Source organism: Enterobacter cloacae complex sp. P6RS, assembly GCF_014982245.1.
Classification (GTDB): Bacteria; Pseudomonadota; Gammaproteobacteria; order Enterobacterales; family Enterobacteriaceae; genus Enterobacter; species Enterobacter bugandensis.
Genome location: NZ_JADCLB010000022.1, coordinates 37,661 through 56,936, shown reverse-complemented (window position 1 = coordinate 56,936; position 19,276 = coordinate 37,661). Strand labels below are relative to the sequence as shown.

The following is a 19,276-nucleotide window of genomic DNA, read 5'->3' as shown; positions in this document are numbered from 1 at the left end:
TTTTGTCGGGTGCCGCTACGCCTTACCCGACCTACGTTCACACTCCCGTAGGCCCGGTAAGGCGTAGCCGCCACCGGGCTATTTCCCGGCCTGCGGATGCGTCTCAAACCCCGCCATCACTGCCGTCAGCTCGGCCAGTGTAAAGCCGTGCTTCGGGTCATCAACGCCCAGGCCAAACCGCTCCTGCATCAGCTTATACAGCGCCTCCGCATCCGGCAAATGGATCTGCTCCTCCATATGGCCATTCTGCCAGTGGGTGAAGTTGAAGTTGGTCAGCGTCAGCTTGCCGCCGTCCGGCAGATGGCGGCACATCAGCAGATGATGACGGAAGTGCGACTGCGGCCAGTGCGCCGACCAAAAGTTCCCCATCACATAATCGCTGAAATACTGCGTCGTCAGGTCAAAGTGGTACATCGACTGCCAGTGCTCGTGGTGTCGAAACTGTAATACCCAGTCGTTACCCTCGCTCAGAAGACGGTACATGCCGTGCGGGGTCTCCTGTTCCTCGTTGGCGAGCAGGCGAATCGGCGCCGTCAGCGTCTGTCCACCAAACCCCACGTCGGCAATCCAGCGCTCGCCGTTCAGCTCAACCAGCAGCAGGCGGTGCGTGCGCGGCGGCATCTGCGACGGATTTGCCAGTACGACCCGCCCCAGCACGCTGCGCACGTTAAACCCGACTTCACGCAACACGCGCTCGAAAAGGCCGTTTTGCTCAAAGCAATATCCTCCGCGTCGCGCCGTCACCAGCTTGTCGACCAGACATTGATCGTCAAGATGGATTTCGCGCGGCAGGACGACATCAATATTTTCGAACGGGATCGCACAGTTGTGGTGTAAATGCAGCGCGCGCAGGGTATCGATATCCACCCGCGTCGGTTGCGCCCAGCCGATGCGGGCATAATAGTCAGTCAGAAAGGGGGACATACATCATTTTCCTTTGATTGTGATGTTCTGTTTATAAACTAATTTTACGCGCTCACTTTGATTTACGTGCTTTTTCGTCATACTCATCGTTACAGATGAGGAGATCCTATGAGCCACTTTCGCCCTGTTGAATTACGTCATGCCAGCCGCCTGTTGAACCACGGCCCTACCGTGCTTATTACCAGTCGGGATGAAACCCTGGACAGACGTAACGTGATGGCCGCCGCATGGTCAATGCCCGTTGAGTTTGAACCGCCGCGCATCGCGATTGTGGTGGATAAAAGCGCCTGGTCACGCGAGCTTATCGAGCGCAGCGGAAAGTTTGGCATCGTCATCCCCGGCGTGGCGGCAGCTAACTGGACATTCGCTGTCGGAAGCGTCAGCGGGCGCGACGAGGACAAATTCAACTGCTACGGGATCCCGGTGGTGAACGGCCCTGAGCTCGGGCTGCCGGTCATTGAAGAAAAATGTCTGGCGTGGATGGAGTGCCGATTACTTCCCGTCACACCCGCGGCAGAGAAATACGACACGCTGTTTGGAGAAGTGGTTTCTGCGGCAGCCGATGAGCGCGCGTTTGTCGCCGGGCGCTGGCAGTTTGACGGGGATAAACTTAATACACTGCATCATCTCGGCGCGGGGACATTTGTGGCGAGCGGGAAAATGGTGAAGGCGCTGGATTGACAAGATCAATCATATATTATTGAAATATTATGATTTTATATAACATTTAATGCTTACCCGCTGTCAGAAAAAAAGAGGAAACTCGCTATGTTTTAGAACTAATGACGTAAATATAAAGCTTACAAAGGGCCTTACATCATGACAGCATCTGATTATTTAAGGATAAAATTTCAGAGTGACCACCATTTGGCCCTCACTATGGAGAACGCAATTGGCGGCATTTTGCAGTCAGCAAAAGGAGTTGCATCCGACATATATTCCGGTATTGAGCGAGTCAGTTGGTATTCTTCATGTTTTATTCCCAGGTACAATGATATCTGTCAGGAGTTACAAGCTGAAGAAATCAGAACGCTTTACTCAATAGAGTCGATATTCAAACACGCCGATGTTATTGCTCACGTATTTTATCTGTACCTGAAAACCGTATGTGATGACGTAAAGGATGGCAACCCAGAAGGTTCAGCCCGTAAACTCACAAAAAGAATTGCAGAATTCAGCTCTCACATAAACGTAGCGGGAGCTACACGCTATGCGTTTGCTACTGCCGCCTCGATCATGCTTTCTCACTCCAGCCTTATGTCCAAACTTGTTGTTGAACGCCTGTCTGCCAAATTGCCACAAGGGATCTTCGTCCTTCAATTTTATGGCATTCAACAAAAATGCGCACTCGCTGCCCGCCATTTGAAAGCGATTAACTCCGATTATTACTGGATTCTGTACCAGGCGAAACTGGAGATGCTCTATTATTTTTGCGAACCCATTCTTTCAAAATTATTTGAAAGAATAAAATTGAATTCCTTTTCAAATCTGGATGAATTAGCCGATTTTATAGAAAGGGATTTAAATGTTTAAGAACCTAATCAGACTGTTATTAGAAAGCGTAGTCTTCCCTGCGCTTGTCATTGGTTTTGGCTTGCTATGGCTTCATCTTTTTCCGGAGCATTGCTTGTTATTGACATTGCTTACAATCTTCATTCTGGTTTGGTTATTCCCTCGATTAACTTCACGCATAACGAAAATGAAATAAAAGGATCTACTATGTCTAATCCAGCTTATATGTGGTTAACGGATGAAAATGGTTCACCCATGACGGGATCATCGCTGGTCTCCAGACGTTTTGGGGCTATTGAGCTAAAATCACTCACTCATAATGTCAATATTCCAGCCGATAGCAATACAGGTCGCCTGACGGGTACACGAATTCACGCACCGATTATGTTTCAGAAAGAGTTCGATCGGGTAACGCCTCTTTTATACAAAGCTTTAACAACCGGGGTCACGCTCAAATCAGCAATGATAAAAATGTACATGATTAACGAAGCAGGAGTAGAAATCGAGTATTTTAACATTCTACTTGAGAATGTTAAAATCACGTCAATAACACCTGATTTATACCCTGGCGTAGGCTCCGGCACCCACCTGGAAACAGTTCTTCTTCGATATGAAAGTATTACCTGGAAGCACTGTGAAGGTAATATCGTTTACAAAGATAGCTGGAACCATAGAGTGGTAGCATAAGCTATTGGCACTGCCTCAATGACAGCGTCCTATTTCTTCCGCCTGGTATTAAAAAGCACATGGTAGCCCACCGACTACCATGTGCAATTAATTAACTACTTCGCACGCTTCGCAATAATCTCATCCGCCACATTTCGCGGTGCCTCTGCAAAATGGTGGAACTCCATCGTATACGTCGCGCGTCCCTGGGACATCGAACGCAGCGTCGTGGCGTAGCCAAACATCTCGGCCAGCGGCACATCGGCGCGGATAATCTGGCTTCCGTACTGCTCCGCCATTCCCTGCACCATGCCGCGTCGGGAAGAGAGATCGCCCATGATGTTACCGGCGTACTCTTCCGGCGTTTCCACCTCCACGTGCATGATCGGCTCAAGGATCACCGGATCCGCCCTGCGAGCGCCCTCCTTGAAGCCGAGGATCGCCGCCATGCGGAACGCCATCTCCGAGGAGTCGACGTCGTGGTAGGAGCCAAACGTCAGCGTCGCTTTGACGTCGACCACCGGATAGCCCGCCAGCACGCCGCTGTTCATCGCTTCCCGCAGCCCTTTCTCCACGGACGGGATATACTCGCGCGGTACCACGCCGCCCTTGGTGGCATCTTCAAATACAAAGCCACTTCCGGGCTCCAGCGGCTCCAGGCTAAGGACCACATGACCGTACTGCCCTTTCCCGCCGGACTGTCGGACAAATTTCCCTTCAATATCCTTCACCGCCTTGCGCAGGGTTTCCCGGTAGGTTACCTGCGGACGACCAATGTTCGCCTCGACGCCAAACTCACGCTTCATGCGGTCGACGATAATCTCGAGGTGTAGCTCACCCATCCCGGAGATAATCGTCTGACCGGACTCCTCGTCAGTGTGCAGGCGGAAAGACGGGTCTTCCGCCGCCAGACGCTGCAGCGCAATGCCCATTTTCTCCTGATCGCCTTTGGTTTTCGGCTCAATCGCCAGCGAGATCACCGGATCCGGGAACTCCATGCGCTCAAGCGTAATGACGGCGTTCGGATCGGTGAGCGTGTCACCGGTGGTCACGTCTTTTAACCCGACACAGGCCGCGATATCCCCGGCGCGCAGTTCATCCACCTCATGGCGATCGTTGGCATGCATCAGCACGATGCGCCCGATGCGCTCTTTCTTCTCTTTCACCGGGTTATAGACCGCGTCGCCTTTGCGCAGCACGCCAGAGTAGACGCGGATAAAGGTCAGCTGCCCGACGTACGGATCGCTCATCAGCTTGAACGCCAGCGCCGAGAACGGCTCATCATCACTCGGATGACGCTCCGCGTGCTGTCCTTTTTCATCCACGCCATCAATGGCCGGCACGTCCAGCGGCGATGGCATGAGCTCGATGACCGCATCGAGCATGCGCTGTACGCCTTTATTTTTAAAGGCGCTGCCGCACAGCATCGGCTGGATTTCGCCCGAGATGGTGCGAATGCGCAGCCCCTGGATAATTTCCGCCTCCGTCAGGTCGCCCGTTTCCAGGTATTTGTCCATCAGTGCATCGCTGGCTTCCGCTGCCGCGGAGACCATTTTTTCCCGCCACTCCTGGGCGGTACTGACTAAATCGTCCGGCACGGGGGCATAGGTAAACACCATACCCTGCGTCGCATCGTCCCACAGAATGGTGCGCATCTTGATGAGATCCACCACGCCGGTGAAATGATCTTCGGCACCCACCGGGATGACAATCGGCACCGGATTGGCCTTCAGGCGCTCCTGCATCATCCGCACGACGCGGAAGAAATCGGCACCCGGACGGTCCATTTTGTTGACGAAGGCCAGACGCGGTACGTGATATTTATTGGCCTGACGCCAGACGGTTTCCGACTGCGGCTGCACGCCACCCACGGAGTCATACACCATCACCGCGCCGTCGAGCACGCGCATGGAACGCTCCACCTCAATGGTGAAGTCCACGTGCCCCGGGGTGTCGATGATGTTGATCCGGTGCGGCTCAAAGCCTCTGTCCATGCCTGGCCAGAAGCAGCTGACCGCCGCGGACGTAATGGTGATCCCGCGCTCTTGCTCCTGCGCCATCCAGTCGGTGGTTGCCGCGCCATCGTGTACTTCACCCAGCTTGTGGCTCATCCCGGTATAAAACAGGATGCGCTCAGTGGTGGTGGTTTTACCGGCATCGATATGCGCGGAGATACCGATGTTGCGATAACGTTCGAGAGGAATGGGTCGGGGCATGATATTTCCTTAGTCACTATGACGTGTTTGTGACGACCGGGATGGTCGTGCATTGGTTCGTTTGCTATAATAGTCCTATTGTACGAGTATTATCGAACTATTTTTTAAGGGTTGACCTATTGTTGATATAGCTCAATCTGACTTCACGCGCAGGAAAACGATGATCCCTAACCACCCTGAAACTGAACAAATACTGCTGGAAAATGTGCTGTTTGCCCTCGGCAACCCGCTCCGGCTATCGATTATTCGCCGGCTCGCCGACGGCAGCGAACTCAGCTGTAACGCGCTGCGCCCGGAGGACGTGGTGAAGTCCACGATGACCCACCACTGGCGCGTGTTGCGCGACAGTGGGGTCATCTGGCAGCGTCCGCAGGGACGAGAAAATATGATTTCACTGCGTCGGGAGGATCTGGATGCCCGTTTTCCCGGGCTGATGGAAATACTGCTAAAGGCCAAAAGCGCTGCCGGAAACTAGCTCCAGCAGCCTTTTGCGTGGCGTTTTAGTGCTGCATGCCCGACTGCTGCGAGAATTCATCGTCGGTTAAGCCAGCCCGAGGGGGCGCGGAGATTTTTTTACGGGCATATCTGTCCGGCACGCCATCTGGACGCGTCTTGAATCGACGGTGCAGCCACATATACTGCTCCGGCGCCATCAGCACCGCGCGCTCGATCGCCCGGTTCATCTGGGTTGCGACAGACTCTTTATCCGCACCCTGCAATGACGCGCTGATATCTTCAAGAATAATCAGCTCGTACCCTGTACCGTCCTCTCTGCGGCGCGGCACAAACGGAATAACGGCAGGCTTAGCGCTTTTGACCAGCATATAGCTGCCCGCCGTCGTGGCGGCATCCGGGACGGCGAAGAATGGCGCAAACACGCTGTTGGCTTTGCCATAGTCATGATCCGGCGCGTACCAGAGAATTTCATTCTGCTTCAGGGCGCGGATCATGCCTTTTAAATCATGACGATCCAGCATGGTTTTATTCGAACGCAGACGACCGCGCGTTTGTAGCCAGTCCAGGAGCGCATTATTGTTGGGACGATAAACCCCAATACCGGGGTTAAGCATGCCAAATATCCGCGCGCCCAGCTCAAGCGTCAGAAAATGCATGCCAACCAGCACCACGCCCTTTCCCTGCGCCCTGGCCTGCTCCATATGTTCGTAACCGCGCACGGTAAAGCATTTACGCACCCGCCATTCAGGCCAGAACCACGCCATGCCGGTTTCGATTACCCCCATTCCCACGGATTCAAAATTTCGCTGCAGCAAAGATTCACGCGCTTCTGCTTCCATCTGCGGGAAGCACAGTTCCAGATTACGGCGGGCAATCTCGACACGGCGCGGTAGAAGGCGCATGGCTAACCGGCCCAGAACGTGTCCGAGTCTGAACAACAGCGGGTAAGGCAGCAGCATGATGAGCCACAGGGCGACGATGCCTGTCCAGCTTAGCCAGTATCGCGGGTGGAAAAAAGCAGGTGAAAACCGGGGTAATTTTGTCATGAGAAAATTATCCTTTAATGTGACTGTCCTTAATTGATTCTGTTGTCGATCTTTCCTAAGGATTGATTAAATGTCGGTCGTGAACGTTAAGTGTAACGGATCAGATAAAACTTATTTTTATCGTTTTTTGCGAAAAGAAGGCGTAAGCGGCAGGAGAAACCGGGTAAGACGATGACCTCACCCGGCGAAAGATTACATTGAATACCCCGGCTTTTTAATCAACTCGTCCAGCTTCGGCCCGATTTCGGTATCCCAGACCTGTGCTTTCCAGTCTTCCGGGTTTACCTGGTTCAGCGCCACCGATACTGAACCGTCTTTGCTGTTGAAATGGCGAATTATCACCTCGGCGATATCTGCCGCCAGCGCGGTTTTTTGCTCGTCGTTAAGATCGCGGGGAAAACATTTGATATCTACGTGTGGCATATGCAGGCTTCCTGTTATGTGTGAGCAATCCACGTTATCAGATAATGTTGTTTGCCTTTAACACCTTGTGCAGTTCCGGCAGCTGACACACGGTATCCGCAATCGCCGTAAGCTTCGGCGTATTTGTCGCAAACCACTCATGGCGAGGCCCCCAGGTGCGCGCCACCGCAATATACACATCCAGCAGCGTCAGCCGTTCACCCAGCGCAAACGGCGCGGCCTTAAGCTGATTTTCAAACCACAGATAGAGGGATTTCCGGTACTCAATGCAGTTTTTCTGCAGCTGTTCCGGCGCATCAGGCACCCAGCGTTCGGGATAATCGGCATAGGTAAAGGTGGGATAGACGTTCGCCACGAACCAGATAAGCAGACGCTGAAACTGCTGACGCTCGGCCTGCCCCACGGGCGGGGCGAGATCGGGACAACGGTCGAGCACCATCAGAGCAATCGCCGCCGTTTCGGTCATGATGGCGCCATTTTCCAGCTCCAGCGTGGGCACCTGGCACAGCGGGTTGAGTTTTTGCAGCAGTTCACGCTGCGGGCCGGGCTGGTCAAACCCGTCAACGTTCACAAATTGATAAGGGATATCGGCCAGGGTCAGCATCACTTCACTGATTGCCGAGCCCCAGCCGGGTACGCCATAGAGTTTCATCATGTTGCCCCCTCAGGAGTGAAAATCCTAAGTGTAGAGCACCATTAGTAGGTTATCCCAGGCGGGTTGACCTCCGCTTGCGCCACCGCTTCGCCCTGTTCGCCCCAGCGCGCCAGCACCTTCTGGTAATCGCCGCGCTTGATCGCCCCGTCCAGTGCCGCCTGCAACGCGTACACCAGCCCATTGCCTTTTTTGGTCGTGGTGGCGACATAAGCTTTTTTCGGACCTAAACCGACCACGCGGGTTTTGCCGGTGAGCGCCGCTTTGTAAGCTGAAACCGACTGAGGGCCAAAGAACACGTCCGCCCTGCCGGACTGGATATAGAGATTGCCCGAGGCATCGTCGTGGAGATAGACCGGCAGCGCAGGCGCTCGCCCCGCCTTTTTATTCTCTTCGTTCCAGCCCAGCAGGATACGCTCCTGATTGGTGCCCGAGCCGACAATCACCTTTTTTCCGGCCAGTTCTTCCGCGCTTTTGATTGATTGAATCTCGCTGGTGGACTTCACCGAAAACGCCAACGAATCGACGCGGTAGGTCGCAAAATCAAACTTCTCTTTACGCTGTTCGGTCACCGCAATGTTCACCAGCGCCACGTCGTAGCGCCCGGAGGCGATGCCCAGCGGCCAGTCTTCCCACGCCGTTGGCACCAGCTTTAGCTTCAGCCCCAGGCTGCCCGCCAGCAGGCGGGCGATATCCGGGTCGCTGCCAATTCGCGTGCGGTTATCGCTGGCCAGCAGCGCCAGCGGCGGGGAGTTCAGCATCGAGACAGCGACCGTCAGCGTACCCGGCTCAACGAATTTATAACCGGCGGGGATCTTCGCCACGGCCTGCCGATCCACCGTCACCGGCAGCGGCTGCTCGTTGGCTTTCAGATCGATGCTGGCGTGGCTTGCCGTTGTGAAGACCAGCCCCGCCAGAAGTCCGTATTTCATCTGCGCTCCTTACAGCACTTTTGACAGGAACTGGCGCGTTCGCGCGTGCGACGGACGGTTCAATACCGCGTCGCTGCTGCCCTGCTCCACGATTTTCCCGTCGACCATAAACACCACCTGATCCGCCACCTCGCGGGCAAAGCCGATCTCGTGGGTGACCACCACCAGCGTGGTGCCGGACCGGGCGAGCTTTTTGATCACGTCCAGCACTTCGCCGACCAGCTCCGGATCCAGCGCCGAGGTAGGTTCATCAAACAGCATCACGCGGGGACGTAACGCCAGCGCGCGGGCAATCGCAATGCGCTGCTGCTGCCCGCCGGAGAGATGGCGAGACCAGGCATCGGCCTTATCCCGCAGCCCAACCACGTCCAGCAGGCTGTACGCTCGTTCCACCGCCTCTTTTTTGCTGAGCTTCTTATGCGCGATGGGCGCCTCAATCAGGTTTTCCAGCACCGTGAGGTGAGGAAAGAGATTGAAGTTCTGAAACACATAGCCCACGTTGACGCGCTGCCTGAGGATCTCTTTCTCCTTCAGCTCATAGAGCTTGTCGCCCTGACGACGGTAGCCAATGTAGTCCCCGTCGATCTGAATAAAGCCTTCGTCGACGCGCTCCAGGTGGTTAATGGTGCGCAGCAGCGTCGATTTGCCCGAGCCCGAGGGCCCGAGAATGACCGTCACGGAACCGGGCGGGATCTCAAGCGAAACGTTGTCGAGCGCCTTATGGCGACCAAAATACTTGCTGACGCCGGTAATCGAGATATGTCCTTCAGGAGAGGCTTGCATGGATAGGCTCCTGTGCTGGCGTGGTGGTGACGGAACGGGTGCGACGGGCGGCACGGTTCTGATTAACCGCAGAGCGGCGTTCGCTGCGGGCGAGTGCGCGTTCAACACCGTACTGAATGGCCGACAAAACGGTGGTAATCACCAGATACCAGGCGGCACCGACCATCAGCAACGGGATCACCTCCTGGGTACGGTTGTAGATCATCTGGATGGTATAGAACAGCTCCGGCATTGCCAGGACGTAGACCATCGCCGTTCCCTTGGCGAGGCTGATAATTTCATTGAACCCGGACGGCAGAATGGTGCGCAACGCCTGAGGCAGGATTATCCGCACCGTACGTCGCCAGGCCGGCAGGCCAAGCGCGGCGGCCGCTTCATACTGGCCGTGATCGACGCCGAGGAATCCACCGCGAATGATCTCGGCGGTATAGGCGCTCTGCACCAGCGTTAGCCCCACCACGGCGGTGGAGAACTGCCCGAGCACGTTAATGGTCTCAAAGCTGCCCCAGCTAATGCTGGTGAACGGCACGCCGAGGGAGAGCGTGTCGTAGAGATAGGAAAAGTTGTAGAGAATGATCAGCACCACGATCAGCGGCAGCGAGCGAAACAGCCAGATATAGCCCCACGCCAGGCTGCTCAGCAGCCATGACGAGGAGAGTCTCGCCAGCGCCAGCATGCCGCCCAACACCACGCTCAGCGCGGTACCGATCAGGGTAAGCAGCAGAGTCTGCCCTACGCCTTCGAGAATAACCGGGTCGAAGAACCAGCGGGCAAACACCGCCCACTCCCAGCGCGGGTTGAAAGCGACGGACTGGATCACGACCGCCAGCACAAACAGCGCCACCGCGGCGCCGACGGTCCGCAGCGGATAACGCGCCGGGACCACCTTAATGGTTTCAACGTTGCTCATCGTCGTTCCTCATGCGGTTTTACTGAACGCTTCGCGTACCAGCGTTTTAGTGAAGCGCAGCCGACCATCAAACGGCGGCTGGCTATACTCTTCCGGGTCGCGGTTCAGATCAAACTGTGGCTGGTAGCCCTGGCTGAGATAGAGCCTGACCGCCTCCGGCTGACGGAAACCGGTTGTCAGGTAGATCTGGCTGTACCCTGCCAGCACCGCCCTGCGCTCCAGCTCCTGCACCACGCGCCCGGCAAGCCCCTGCTGACGCAGGGTTTTGTCCGTCCAGATGCGCTTGATTTCCGCGGTGCGTTCGTCGAAGGGTTTGTACGCACCGGTGGCGATGATTTTTCCGTCACGCTCCAGAACGATAAACAGCCCCTGCGGCGCTAAATACCACTCGGTGAGTTCCACTTCCGCGTCTTTAGAGAAGTAGTCACCGTAGCGGGCGGCATATTCACCGAACAGCCCCTCGATAATGGGCTGAAGTTCGGCATCTTCCGGTGAAACGTCACGAAATTGTTCACGCATAGCGCCTCCTTAATCACCCAGGCCATCAGGATTCACTTCTGACTGCGGAATACGCTCAACGCCTTCCCCCCAGCGGTTCAGCACTTTGTCGTAATCGCCGTTTTTGATGACGCCGTTCAGCGCGGTCTGCACCGGCTCAACCAGCCCGCTGCCTTTCTTCAGCGTCACCGCAATGTGCGCCGCCTTCGGCCAGCCGCCGTCGACGCTGCCGACCAGTTTAGTTTTCCCGTTCAGCGCCGCTTTCCATGCGCCAATTACGTTCGGGCCAAAGTAGGCATCCGCGCGCCCGGACTGGAGCGCCAGCGTTTGCGCCGCATCGTCTTTGGTATAGATCGGGGTAAACGGTTTCAGCCCCTTCTTCAGGTTTTCAGCATTCCACGCCAGCAGGATGGCCTCCTGATTGGTCCCGGAACCAACGATAATCCGCAGCCCGGCGATGTCCTCAGCCTTCTGAAGCGATTCGATCGGGCTGGTCGATTTCACGTAGAAGCCGAGGGAGTCCTTGCGGTAGGTGGCAAAATCAAACTTCTGTTTGCGCTCTTTGGTGACGGTGATGTTGCTGATAGCGGCATCGTATTTCCCGGAGGCGACGCCCAGCGGCCAGTCTTCCCAGGAGGTGGGCACCACGTTCAGCTCCAGCCCGAGGCTGTCGGCCACCAGACGAGCTACATCCACTTCACTTCCCAGCAGCGTTTTGTTGTCATCGGAGAAGACCGTCAGCGGCGGCGAGTTAAGCGCGGCCACCGCCACGGTAAATTTCCCCGGCACGGCAAAGCGATAGTCTTTCGGCAGCTGCGCCACCGCCTCGCTATTTTTCGCGGTGTTAATCGGCGTTTTATTGGCCTCGATGCTTACGCCGGTGCCGTTAATATTCACATTCTCTGCCCAGACGGCAGGGGTAAAGGCCAGCGCGAGCGCCAGAACAAGCGATGATTTCTGCATAGCGGAGTTCTCTTTTATTGTTGTGTGAACTGGTTTTTCGGTTGGTCTAAGCCAAGGCTTTCGCGCAGCGTGGTTCCCGGGTAGTCGGTGCGGAACAGGCCGCGAGCCTGTAAAACGGGCACCACCTGGTCAACAAAGCGCGGAAAGGTATCCGGCGTACCGCCCTGGATGATGAAGCCGTCTGCGGCATAGCCTTCAAACCAGGCCTTCAGACCGTCGGCGACCTCCTCCGGCGTGCCGGAAAAGCGCGGGCGCGGCGATGCGGCCTCAAGCGCCACCTGGCGCAGGGTTAAGCTGCGCTCGCGGGCATTTCGCTTAATTTCATCGGTGGTGCTGCGGAAGCTGTTTTTGCCTAAGTCACCGATATCCGGGAACGGCTCGTCGAGCGGATACTGGCTGAAATCGTGATGTTCAAAATAACGCCCGAGGTAATTGAGGGCATCGGTAACCGACACCAGCGCCGCCGTGGTTTGATACTGGTTTTCCACGTCATCGGCGTCTTTACCCACAATCACGCTGACGCCCTGGAAGATATGTAAATCTGACGCGCGGCGGCCGTTTGTTTCCAGCTGCTGCTTCACGTCGCGGTAAAACGCTTTTGCCTCGTCGAGCGTTTCGTGATGAGTGAAAATGGCGTCGGCATGTTTTGCCGCCAGCTTTTTCCCGTCGTCCGACGCGCCCGCCTGAAAAACAATCGGACGCCCTTGCGGGGTGCGACCAATATTCAGCGGACCGGCGACCTGGAAGAAGTCACCGTGGTGATCGAGCGTATGCAGCCTGGCTGGGTCAAAAAACTGACCGCTCTCTTTGTTGCGGATAAACGCGTCGCCTTCCCAGGAGTCCCACAGCCCTTTCACCACGTCGAGATACTCATCCGCAATGCGATAGCGCAGCGCATGCTCGGGGTGTTTTTCGCGAGAGAAGTTCTTTGCCGACCCTTCCAGCGGCGAAGTCACCACGTTCCAGCCCGCACGTCCGTTGCTCAGATGATCGAGGCTGGCGAACTGGCGCGCCGTGGTAAAAGGTTCGCTGTAGGAGGTGGATAACGTTCCCACCAGCCCCAGACGCGTGGTGATGCTTGCCAGCGCGGATAATACCGTTAACGGCTCAAAGCGGTTTAAAAAATGCGGAATGGATTTCTCATTTATATAAAGACCGTCGGCAACGAATAAAAAATCGAGTTTGCCCTCCTCCGCTTTTAACGCCGTCTCTTTTACAAATTCAAAATTAATGCTGGCATCCGCGACCGCCGCCGGATGACGCCAGGCGGACATATTGCCCGATGCACCATGCAAGATGGTCCCAAGCCGCAGTTGACGATGTGCAGACATATTTACCTCTCCAGAATTAAACGTGTTGCAGGGCTTTTTCCGCCAGCTGTGCAAAATAGCGGGCTGCGGGCTCAATCAGGGCTTCGTCAGGATTAAACGCCGGGTGATGTAAACCATACGGGCTGTTGCTGCCGATGCTGACAAACGCGCCGGGAACAGACTGCAGGTAGACCGCAAAATCTTCCCCGCCCATATGCAGTTCCGCGTGCCGGGTTTCATAACCGGCCTCACGCGCGACCGAGGTGGCGAAGTCGGCCCAGCGTTCGTCATTCACCAGCGCGGTAGGCCCGGCATACCAGGTGATGTCAATCTGCGCGCTGAAGGCGCTGGCAAACCCGGCGGCAATTTCACCCACGCGGGCTTTCACATTCTGCTGCACTTCCGTGCGGTGGGTGCGAAGCGTGCCTTCCAGCTCGACGCTTTCCGGCAGCACGTTCCAGGTGTTGCCGCCTGCGATGCGCGTCACGCTCAGCACCACCGAGTCCAGCGTATTGACGTTGCGGCTGGCGACGCTTTGCAGCGCCGTCACCAGCTGGCTCGCCAGCACAATGGCGTCGTTGCCTTCGTGCGGGCGGGCCGCATGTGCGCCCTTGCCGGTGATGCGGATCACGAAGCGATCGACGTTGGCATAAAACGGTCCGCCGCGGGTGGCGAACTCACCGACCGGCAGGCCGGGCTCGTTGTGCATGCCGAAAATGGCGCTGACGTCACGTAGGGCACCGGCACGCACCATGCTCTTCGCCCCGCCAAAGTTCTCTTCGGCAGGTTGAAACAGGATACGCACCCGGCCGTTAAGCGAGGCTTCCCGCTCTTTGAGCTTTAACGCGGCGCCGAGGATCACGCTGGTGTGGATATCGTGTCCGCAGGCGTGCATCACGCCTGCATGCTGCGAGCTAAACGGCACGCCGCTGCGCTCCTCTATCGGCAGGGCATCAATGTCTGCCCGCAGCGCAATCAGCTTGCTACCGGTTCCGATTTCCGCCACCAGCCCGGTCGGCAGATCGTAAGGCTGTGGGGTGATCCCGGCATTCGTCAGCCACTGGCGCAGGCGCGCGGTCGTTTCGACCTCCTGGCCGGACAGCTCCGGGTTCTGGTGCAGCTCGCGGCGCCAGGCAATCAGCTGTTCGCCAAAACTCATACGGTGACCTCCTTGTTAAGACGCGCCTCGGCAAGCAGGCGCAGCGACGCGACGCGCGTTGCCCCCTCCGCGACCGGCGTGTCGATGATAAATTCGTCAATGCCCCATTGTTCGTGCAGCGCGTTAAGCTGTTCCAGCACCGACTCAGCTGTGCCCGCCAACAGCGACTGGGCCCGACGGGCAATACGCACCGGCTCGCTCCCCGCCTGACGGGCAAAGGCGTAGGCCTGCTCCTCGCTTGCAACGGTTACGCGCTGGCCGTTTGCCAGCTCAACGCCCCACACTTCGACCTTCTGCGCCAGCGCGTCCGCTTCGGCCTGGGTCGGCGCGACAATCGCCTGCACCGCCACTATCACGTCCCGCGCGCTGTTCTCACGCCAGGTCGATACCACCTCGCGCAGCAGGTCCGGATCGCCGTTCAGGTGCGCGGCAAAGACGAAGTGCCAGTCGAGCGATGCGGCGAGCAGCGCGCTTTCGGTGCTGGCCCCCAGCAGGAAACCTTGTGCAGGGACCGGCGGCAACGGCGTGGCGCGAACGGCCTCTTCCGCCAACTGGTTTTCAGGGCGGATCCAGCGATCGAGCTGGGTCAGCTGTTCGGCAAAGCTGCCCTTTTCCTGCTGATTCAGGCCCTGCTGAAGCGCGCGGGTTGAGAGCGGCAAACCGCCGGGGGCTTTCCCGACGCCCAGATCCACGCGACCGGGCGCCAGCGCGGCCAGAACGTTAAAATTTTCAGCGACTTTGTAGGGGCTATAGTGTTGAAGCATGACGCCGCCAGAGCCCACGCGGATGCGTTTCGTTTGCCCGAGGATCCAGGCAATCAGCAGTTCCGGCGAGGGGCTGGCGAGTTGCGGGGTATTGTGGTGTTCGGCAATCCAGAAGCGGTGATAGCCCAGATTTTCTGCCTGTTGCGCCAGCGCTAACGTCCGCGCCAGCGCATCGGCAGCCGTTTCGTTTTCAGCGATGGGGCTTTTATCCAGAATGCTGATTCGCCATGACATGTTGCGTTCTCGTTTGACTTAACATGTCGACATTATTAAAGGCGTATTTCACCACTGAGAAACAATTAATTTACATTTGGTTTGCCGGAAATCAGAAAAGCATAGCCCTGCTAACGGTGTGATTTTAGCGTTGAAATGAGCGCGTCGGCCTGCGGCCGGGAGGTAATGCGGACAAACTGAATATGGGCATACTGAGGATTTTGCATATCTGCTTCATAGCGCTCGCGGTTACTGCGCCAGGTTTTGATCGTCCAGATAATGATTGACTCCCGGCTGAAAAATGAGCGGCGGAAGCTTTCGCGGTTTCCTGTGCCGGGCCACAGCTCCTGCTGGTGCCATGCGCGTTTGAATGCACGCGTGACCGCCTGCCGGAGCGTGCGGGTGAACCCGCAGTCGACCCACACGACCATATCCACATCACGCCACTTCACCGGGCGCGTGCGGTTGTAGTTACCGTCGAGCACCCAGCCAGGCGTGGCGTCAAGGGTATTCGCCAGCGTTGCAAGTAATTCCTCATCGGGCGTTCCCTGCCAGTCGGGCCGCCAGTAAAGCCTGTCCATCTCAATGTAGGGAAGCGCCAGTTCCGCCGCGATGCGTCGGGCAAGCGTACTTTTTCCGCTCCCGCTGGTACCAATGATATTGATTTTCACCGTTCCGCCTGGACATGCTGAAGAAAACGGATTGCATCATAGCGTTTTAGTTTTGTTAATGAAACGCCAGTGAAGCGCAGCAGCCTGACGCCCTCCCCCTATGCAATTATTAAGATATTCTGATGATTAAAGCAGCACTTCAATAATTGTTTTGACTAAAAAACCACCACGATTCAGCGCGTTGTAAACCTTGTCTGCTCTGACCACACGATTTCCTTCGACGTGCATCACTTTCGGCACGGTTATATTTTGCGTCGCTTATCAATTGCAGGTAGGATGCCTCGCCATGTTTCGCCTTATCCATACGCAGAATGACTGGGAAGGCGACATGTGTTTGCGCAGAAGCAATCGTTTGTATTGCGCTCTGCCAGGCAGGACTATCACGATAATGGTTCAGACAGGCAAACAGGTAACTCAATGAAAACAAGCAATAAAAGCGCAGCCGATCATCACGCTGCGAAACGTCGCTGGTTGAACTCCCACGAAGAGGGCTACCACAAAGCGATGGGCAACCGTCAGGTTCAAATGATCGCCATCGGCGGCGCTATCGGAACGGGTCTATTTTTAGGTGCTGGCGCGCGTCTGCAGATGGCGGGTCCGGCTCTCGCCCTGGTCTATCTGGTGTGCGGGATCTTCTCTTTCTTCATTCTTCGCGCGCTGGGTGAACTGGTACTGCATCGCCCTTCCAGCGGAAGCTTCGTCTCTTACGCCCGAGAATTCCTCGGTGAAAAAGCCGCCTATGTGGCAGGCTGGATGTACTTCGTCAACTGGGCGATGACCGGTATCGTCGATATCACCGCCGTTGCGCTGTATATGCACTACTGGGGCGCGTTCGGTGATGTGCCGCAGTGGGTCTTTGCCCTTGGCGCGCTGGCGATCGTCGGCACCATGAACATGATCGGCGTGAAGTGGTTCGCCGAGATGGAATTCTGGTTTGCGCTGGTCAAAGTGCTCGCCATTGTGATTTTCCTGGTGGTCGGTACCGTCTTCCTCGGCAGCGGCAAGCCGCTGGATGGCAATGCTACCGGCTTCCACCTGATAACCGATAACGGCGGTTTCTTCCCGCACGGTCTGCTGCCTGCGCTGGTGCTGGTTCAGGGCGTGGTGTTTGCCTTTGCCTCTATTGAGCTGGTCGGTACCGCTGCGGGCGAATGTAAAGACCCACAAACGATGGTGCCAAAAGCCATTAACAGCGTGATCTGGCGTATCGGTCTGTTCTACGTCGGCTCCGTGGTGCTGCTGGTTCTGCTGCTGCCGTGGAACGCCTATCAGGCCGGCCAGAGCCCGTTCGTCACCTTCTTCTCGAAGCTCGGCGTGCCTTACGTGGGCAGTATCATGAACATCGTGGTGCTGACGGCGGCGCTCTCCAGCCTGAACTCCGGTCTTTACTCTACCGGGCGTATCCTGCGCTCCATGTCGATGGGCGGTTCAGCGCCGAAGTTCATGTCGAAGATGAGCAAGCAGCACGTGCCTTACGCGGGCATTCTTGCCACGCTGGTGGTGTACGTCTTCGGCGTATTCCTGAACTATCTGGTGCCGTCTCAGGTCTTTGAGATCGTTCTGAACGTGGCCGCACTCGGCATTATCGCTTCCTGGGCCTTTATCGTGGTCTGCCAGATGCGTCTGCGTAAAGCCATTAAAGAAGGCAAAGCCGCAGATATCAGCTTTAAGCTGCCGGGCGCGCCGGTGACCTCCTGGCTCACCCTGCTCTTCCTGTTCAGCGTGCTGGTGCTGATGGCGTTCGACTACCCGAACGGCACCTATACCATTGCCACCATCCCGCTGCTGGCCGTGCTGCTGATCGCTGGCTGGTTCGGCGTGCGTAAGCGCGTTCACGAAATTCACAGCACCGCGCCGGTTCATCCAGACGATGAAAAACACGACGCGCCGCTGGTGGAAGAGACCTCGCGTTAAGCATCACACAGGTATTAAAAAGGGAAGGCATATGCCTTCCCTTTTTTATATTACAGCGCGATACGAATCACATCGTCAGGCTGGGTCGCTTCCTGCTGGCGGGTAGATTTCTGCTTCACCGTCACGTAAAGCGTTTTGCCATCCGCAGAGAGCGCCAGGCTGTTCGGGTAAACCGGCGTATCGAACGTTTTCGTCACTTTGTAGGTCTTCGCGTCAATCACGCTCACCTTGCCGGCCTCACGGTGCGTCACGTAGGCTTCATTGCCAGCCGGATTAAACAGAACGGCCAGGGATTCAGGCGCGGCGATTTTCTCGATCACGCTGCCGTCTTTCAGGCTCACCGCCAGCACTTCCGGCTGTTTTGAATCGGTCAGGAACGCGCGCTGACCGGCGGTGTCCAGGCTCAGGTTCAGATAGAAGTGCTCTTTTCCGTCGTCCTGCACTTTTTTGCGGCTCAGGATTTTGTTGGTGGCGGTATCAATGGTGACCAACTCACCGTCTGCATTGGTGGTGTACAGGCGTTTCGCCTTTGCATCCAGCGCCAGACCGGTACTGTATGTGCCGGTGTTGGCAATGGTCTCTTTCAGCTTCAGCGTTGCGCCATCCACAACCCAAATCACGCTCTCTTTGCCGACACCGGTGATGTAAATCGTGTTGCTCGCGTCATCCGCCACCAGCTGGCGCGGCTGCAGCGGCTTGACGGTTTCACTGCGCTGGCGGCTATCAAGCACCAGTCGCCCTTTCACGTCGCCCGTTTTCGCATCAATGGCCGTCACCGCGCCGTTGATCGTATTACCCAGCCACAGGGTTTGCGTCGCGCCGTCGAGGGTGGCGCCAAACGGTTTGAGATCGCTATGAATGGCCTGCGTCACCTCCAGCGTGGCAGGATCGAGGCGATAGATGACGCCACCCTTGTCGAGTTTACGGCTTTGCGACGTCGCAACCCACAGGGCGTTCTCCTGCTGGCTGACCGCCATTTCATAGGCACCTTTACCCACCGCTTTACGCAACATCTCTTCGGCGGCATGCGCCTGGAAGGTTCCGGCAAACAGTAAAGCGGCAGACAGCAGAGACGTACTCAGGCGTGGCGAGCACAGATGGCGTAAAGACATAACAATTCCTTTTTTGAAAATTGGGGGTACTGCTGACATCGCTTCCGGCTGGCAACGTCATGGCATTGCCGTTTTGATAATGAGAATAGTAATCATTAATAAGTTAAAAGTGGAGTTTTTCTTTTCCCTATTGCCTTTCATTAACGCAATGT

General features: G+C 56.4%; 18 protein-coding genes and 1 pseudogene. 5 read left to right on the top strand and 14 right to left on the bottom strand.

Features of this window, described 5'->3' with window-relative positions:
• Nucleotides 1-78: 78 nt before the first annotated feature.
• Nucleotides 79-924: an N-hydroxyarylamine O-acetyltransferase gene (gene nhoA, locus INF73_RS16480; RefSeq protein WP_193542378.1), complete on the bottom strand. Its 846-nt coding sequence runs from the start codon at nt 922-924 to the stop codon at nt 79-81.
• A gap of 108 nt (nt 925-1,032) precedes the next feature.
• Here nhoA and INF73_RS16475 point away from each other — a divergent pair, with 108 nt between their 5' ends.
• From INF73_RS16475 to INF73_RS16465, 3 genes are all read left to right on the top strand, one after another.
• The gene (locus INF73_RS16475) at nt 1,033-1,605 is read left to right on the top strand and encodes a flavin reductase family protein (RefSeq protein WP_193542380.1); all 573 of its coding nucleotides are present in this window, start codon (nt 1,033-1,035) and stop codon (nt 1,603-1,605) included.
• 138 nt (nt 1,606-1,743) lie between these two features.
• Entirely contained in the window at nt 1,744-2,457 is a 714-nt protein-coding gene (locus INF73_RS16470; protein ID WP_193542382.1) for a hypothetical protein, read from the top strand.
• Between the two features lie 186 nt (nt 2,458-2,643).
• A complete protein-coding gene (locus tag INF73_RS16465; RefSeq protein WP_193542431.1) occupies nt 2,644-3,123 on the top strand; it encodes a type VI secretion system tube protein TssD in 480 nt (159 codons plus the stop codon).
• Nucleotides 3,124-3,218: 95 nt separating this feature from the next.
• On the opposite strand, the gene fusA is transcribed toward INF73_RS16465, so the two are convergent.
• Nucleotides 3,219-5,318, bottom strand: a complete 2,100-nt coding sequence (gene fusA / locus INF73_RS16460) for an elongation factor G (protein WP_193542384.1) — start codon at nt 5,316-5,318, stop codon at nt 3,219-3,221.
• A gap of 160 nt (nt 5,319-5,478) precedes the next feature.
• Here fusA and INF73_RS16455 point away from each other — a divergent pair, with 160 nt between their 5' ends.
• Nucleotides 5,479-5,793: a helix-turn-helix transcriptional regulator gene (locus INF73_RS16455; RefSeq protein WP_041909805.1), complete on the top strand. Its 315-nt coding sequence runs from the start codon at nt 5,479-5,481 to the stop codon at nt 5,791-5,793.
• Between the two features lie 25 nt (nt 5,794-5,818).
• On the opposite strand, the gene INF73_RS16450 is transcribed toward INF73_RS16455, so the two are convergent.
• From INF73_RS16450 to INF73_RS16395, 11 genes and pseudogenes are all read right to left on the bottom strand, one after another.
• Nucleotides 5,819-6,820, bottom strand: a complete 1,002-nt coding sequence (locus INF73_RS16450) for a Kdo(2)-lipid IV(A) acyltransferase (protein WP_193542385.1) — start codon at nt 6,818-6,820, stop codon at nt 5,819-5,821.
• Nucleotides 6,821-7,012: 192 nt separating this feature from the next.
• Nucleotides 7,013-7,243, bottom strand: a complete 231-nt coding sequence (gene pptA / locus INF73_RS16445; protein ID WP_028013275.1) for a tautomerase PptA — start codon at nt 7,241-7,243, stop codon at nt 7,013-7,015.
• Between the two features lie 37 nt (nt 7,244-7,280).
• Nucleotides 7,281-7,898, bottom strand: coding sequence for a glutathione S-transferase family protein (locus INF73_RS16440; RefSeq protein ID WP_041909801.1), 618 nt, complete (start codon nt 7,896-7,898; stop codon nt 7,281-7,283).
• 41 nt (nt 7,899-7,939) lie between these two features.
• Nucleotides 7,940-8,827 (bottom strand): transporter substrate-binding domain-containing protein, encoded by an 888-nt coding sequence (locus INF73_RS16435; protein WP_193542387.1) that lies wholly within the window; start codon nt 8,825-8,827, stop codon nt 7,940-7,942.
• Nucleotides 8,828-8,836: 9 nt separating this feature from the next.
• Nucleotides 8,837-9,610 carry an amino acid ABC transporter ATP-binding protein gene (locus tag INF73_RS16430; protein WP_045260613.1) on the bottom strand — a complete coding sequence of 258 codons (774 nt, stop codon included), beginning with the start codon at nt 9,608-9,610 and terminating at the stop codon, nt 8,837-8,839.
• Complete coding sequence (locus INF73_RS16425) at nt 9,594-10,520, bottom strand: amino acid ABC transporter permease (RefSeq protein WP_063437940.1); 927 nt, start codon at nt 10,518-10,520, stop codon at nt 9,594-9,596. The genes INF73_RS16430 and INF73_RS16425 overlap by 17 nt, the downstream gene beginning before the upstream one ends.
• A 9-nt stretch (nt 10,521-10,529) precedes the next feature.
• A complete protein-coding gene (locus INF73_RS16420; protein WP_028013279.1) occupies nt 10,530-11,039 on the bottom strand; it encodes a GNAT family N-acetyltransferase in 510 nt (169 codons plus the stop codon).
• 9 nt (nt 11,040-11,048) lie between these two features.
• A pseudogene (locus INF73_RS22130) lies at nt 11,049-13,312 on the bottom strand (NtaA/DmoA family FMN-dependent monooxygenase).
• Nucleotides 13,313-13,328: 16 nt separating this feature from the next.
• Nucleotides 13,329-14,450: an amidohydrolase gene (locus tag INF73_RS16405; RefSeq protein ID WP_193542393.1), complete on the bottom strand. Its 1,122-nt coding sequence runs from the start codon at nt 14,448-14,450 to the stop codon at nt 13,329-13,331.
• Nucleotides 14,447-15,448 carry an LLM class flavin-dependent oxidoreductase gene (locus INF73_RS16400; RefSeq protein ID WP_193542396.1) on the bottom strand — a complete coding sequence of 334 codons (1,002 nt, stop codon included), beginning with the start codon at nt 15,446-15,448 and terminating at the stop codon, nt 14,447-14,449. Before INF73_RS16400 ends, INF73_RS16405 begins: the two co-directional genes overlap by 4 nt.
• 110 nt (nt 15,449-15,558) lie before the next feature.
• A complete protein-coding gene (locus INF73_RS16395) occupies nt 15,559-16,098 on the bottom strand; it encodes an AAA family ATPase (protein WP_193542398.1) in 540 nt (179 codons plus the stop codon).
• A 417-nt stretch (nt 16,099-16,515) separates the two neighbouring features.
• Here INF73_RS16395 and ansP point away from each other — a divergent pair, with 417 nt between their 5' ends.
• Nucleotides 16,516-18,012 carry an L-asparagine permease gene (ansP, locus tag INF73_RS16390; RefSeq protein WP_028013287.1) on the top strand — a complete coding sequence of 499 codons (1,497 nt, stop codon included), beginning with the start codon at nt 16,516-16,518 and terminating at the stop codon, nt 18,010-18,012.
• 50 nt (nt 18,013-18,062) lie between these two features.
• On the opposite strand, the gene INF73_RS16385 is transcribed toward ansP, so the two are convergent.
• Nucleotides 18,063-19,124 carry a YncE family protein gene (locus INF73_RS16385; RefSeq protein ID WP_193542400.1) on the bottom strand — a complete coding sequence of 354 codons (1,062 nt, stop codon included), beginning with the start codon at nt 19,122-19,124 and terminating at the stop codon, nt 18,063-18,065.
• Between the last annotated feature and the right edge of the window lie 152 nt (nt 19,125-19,276).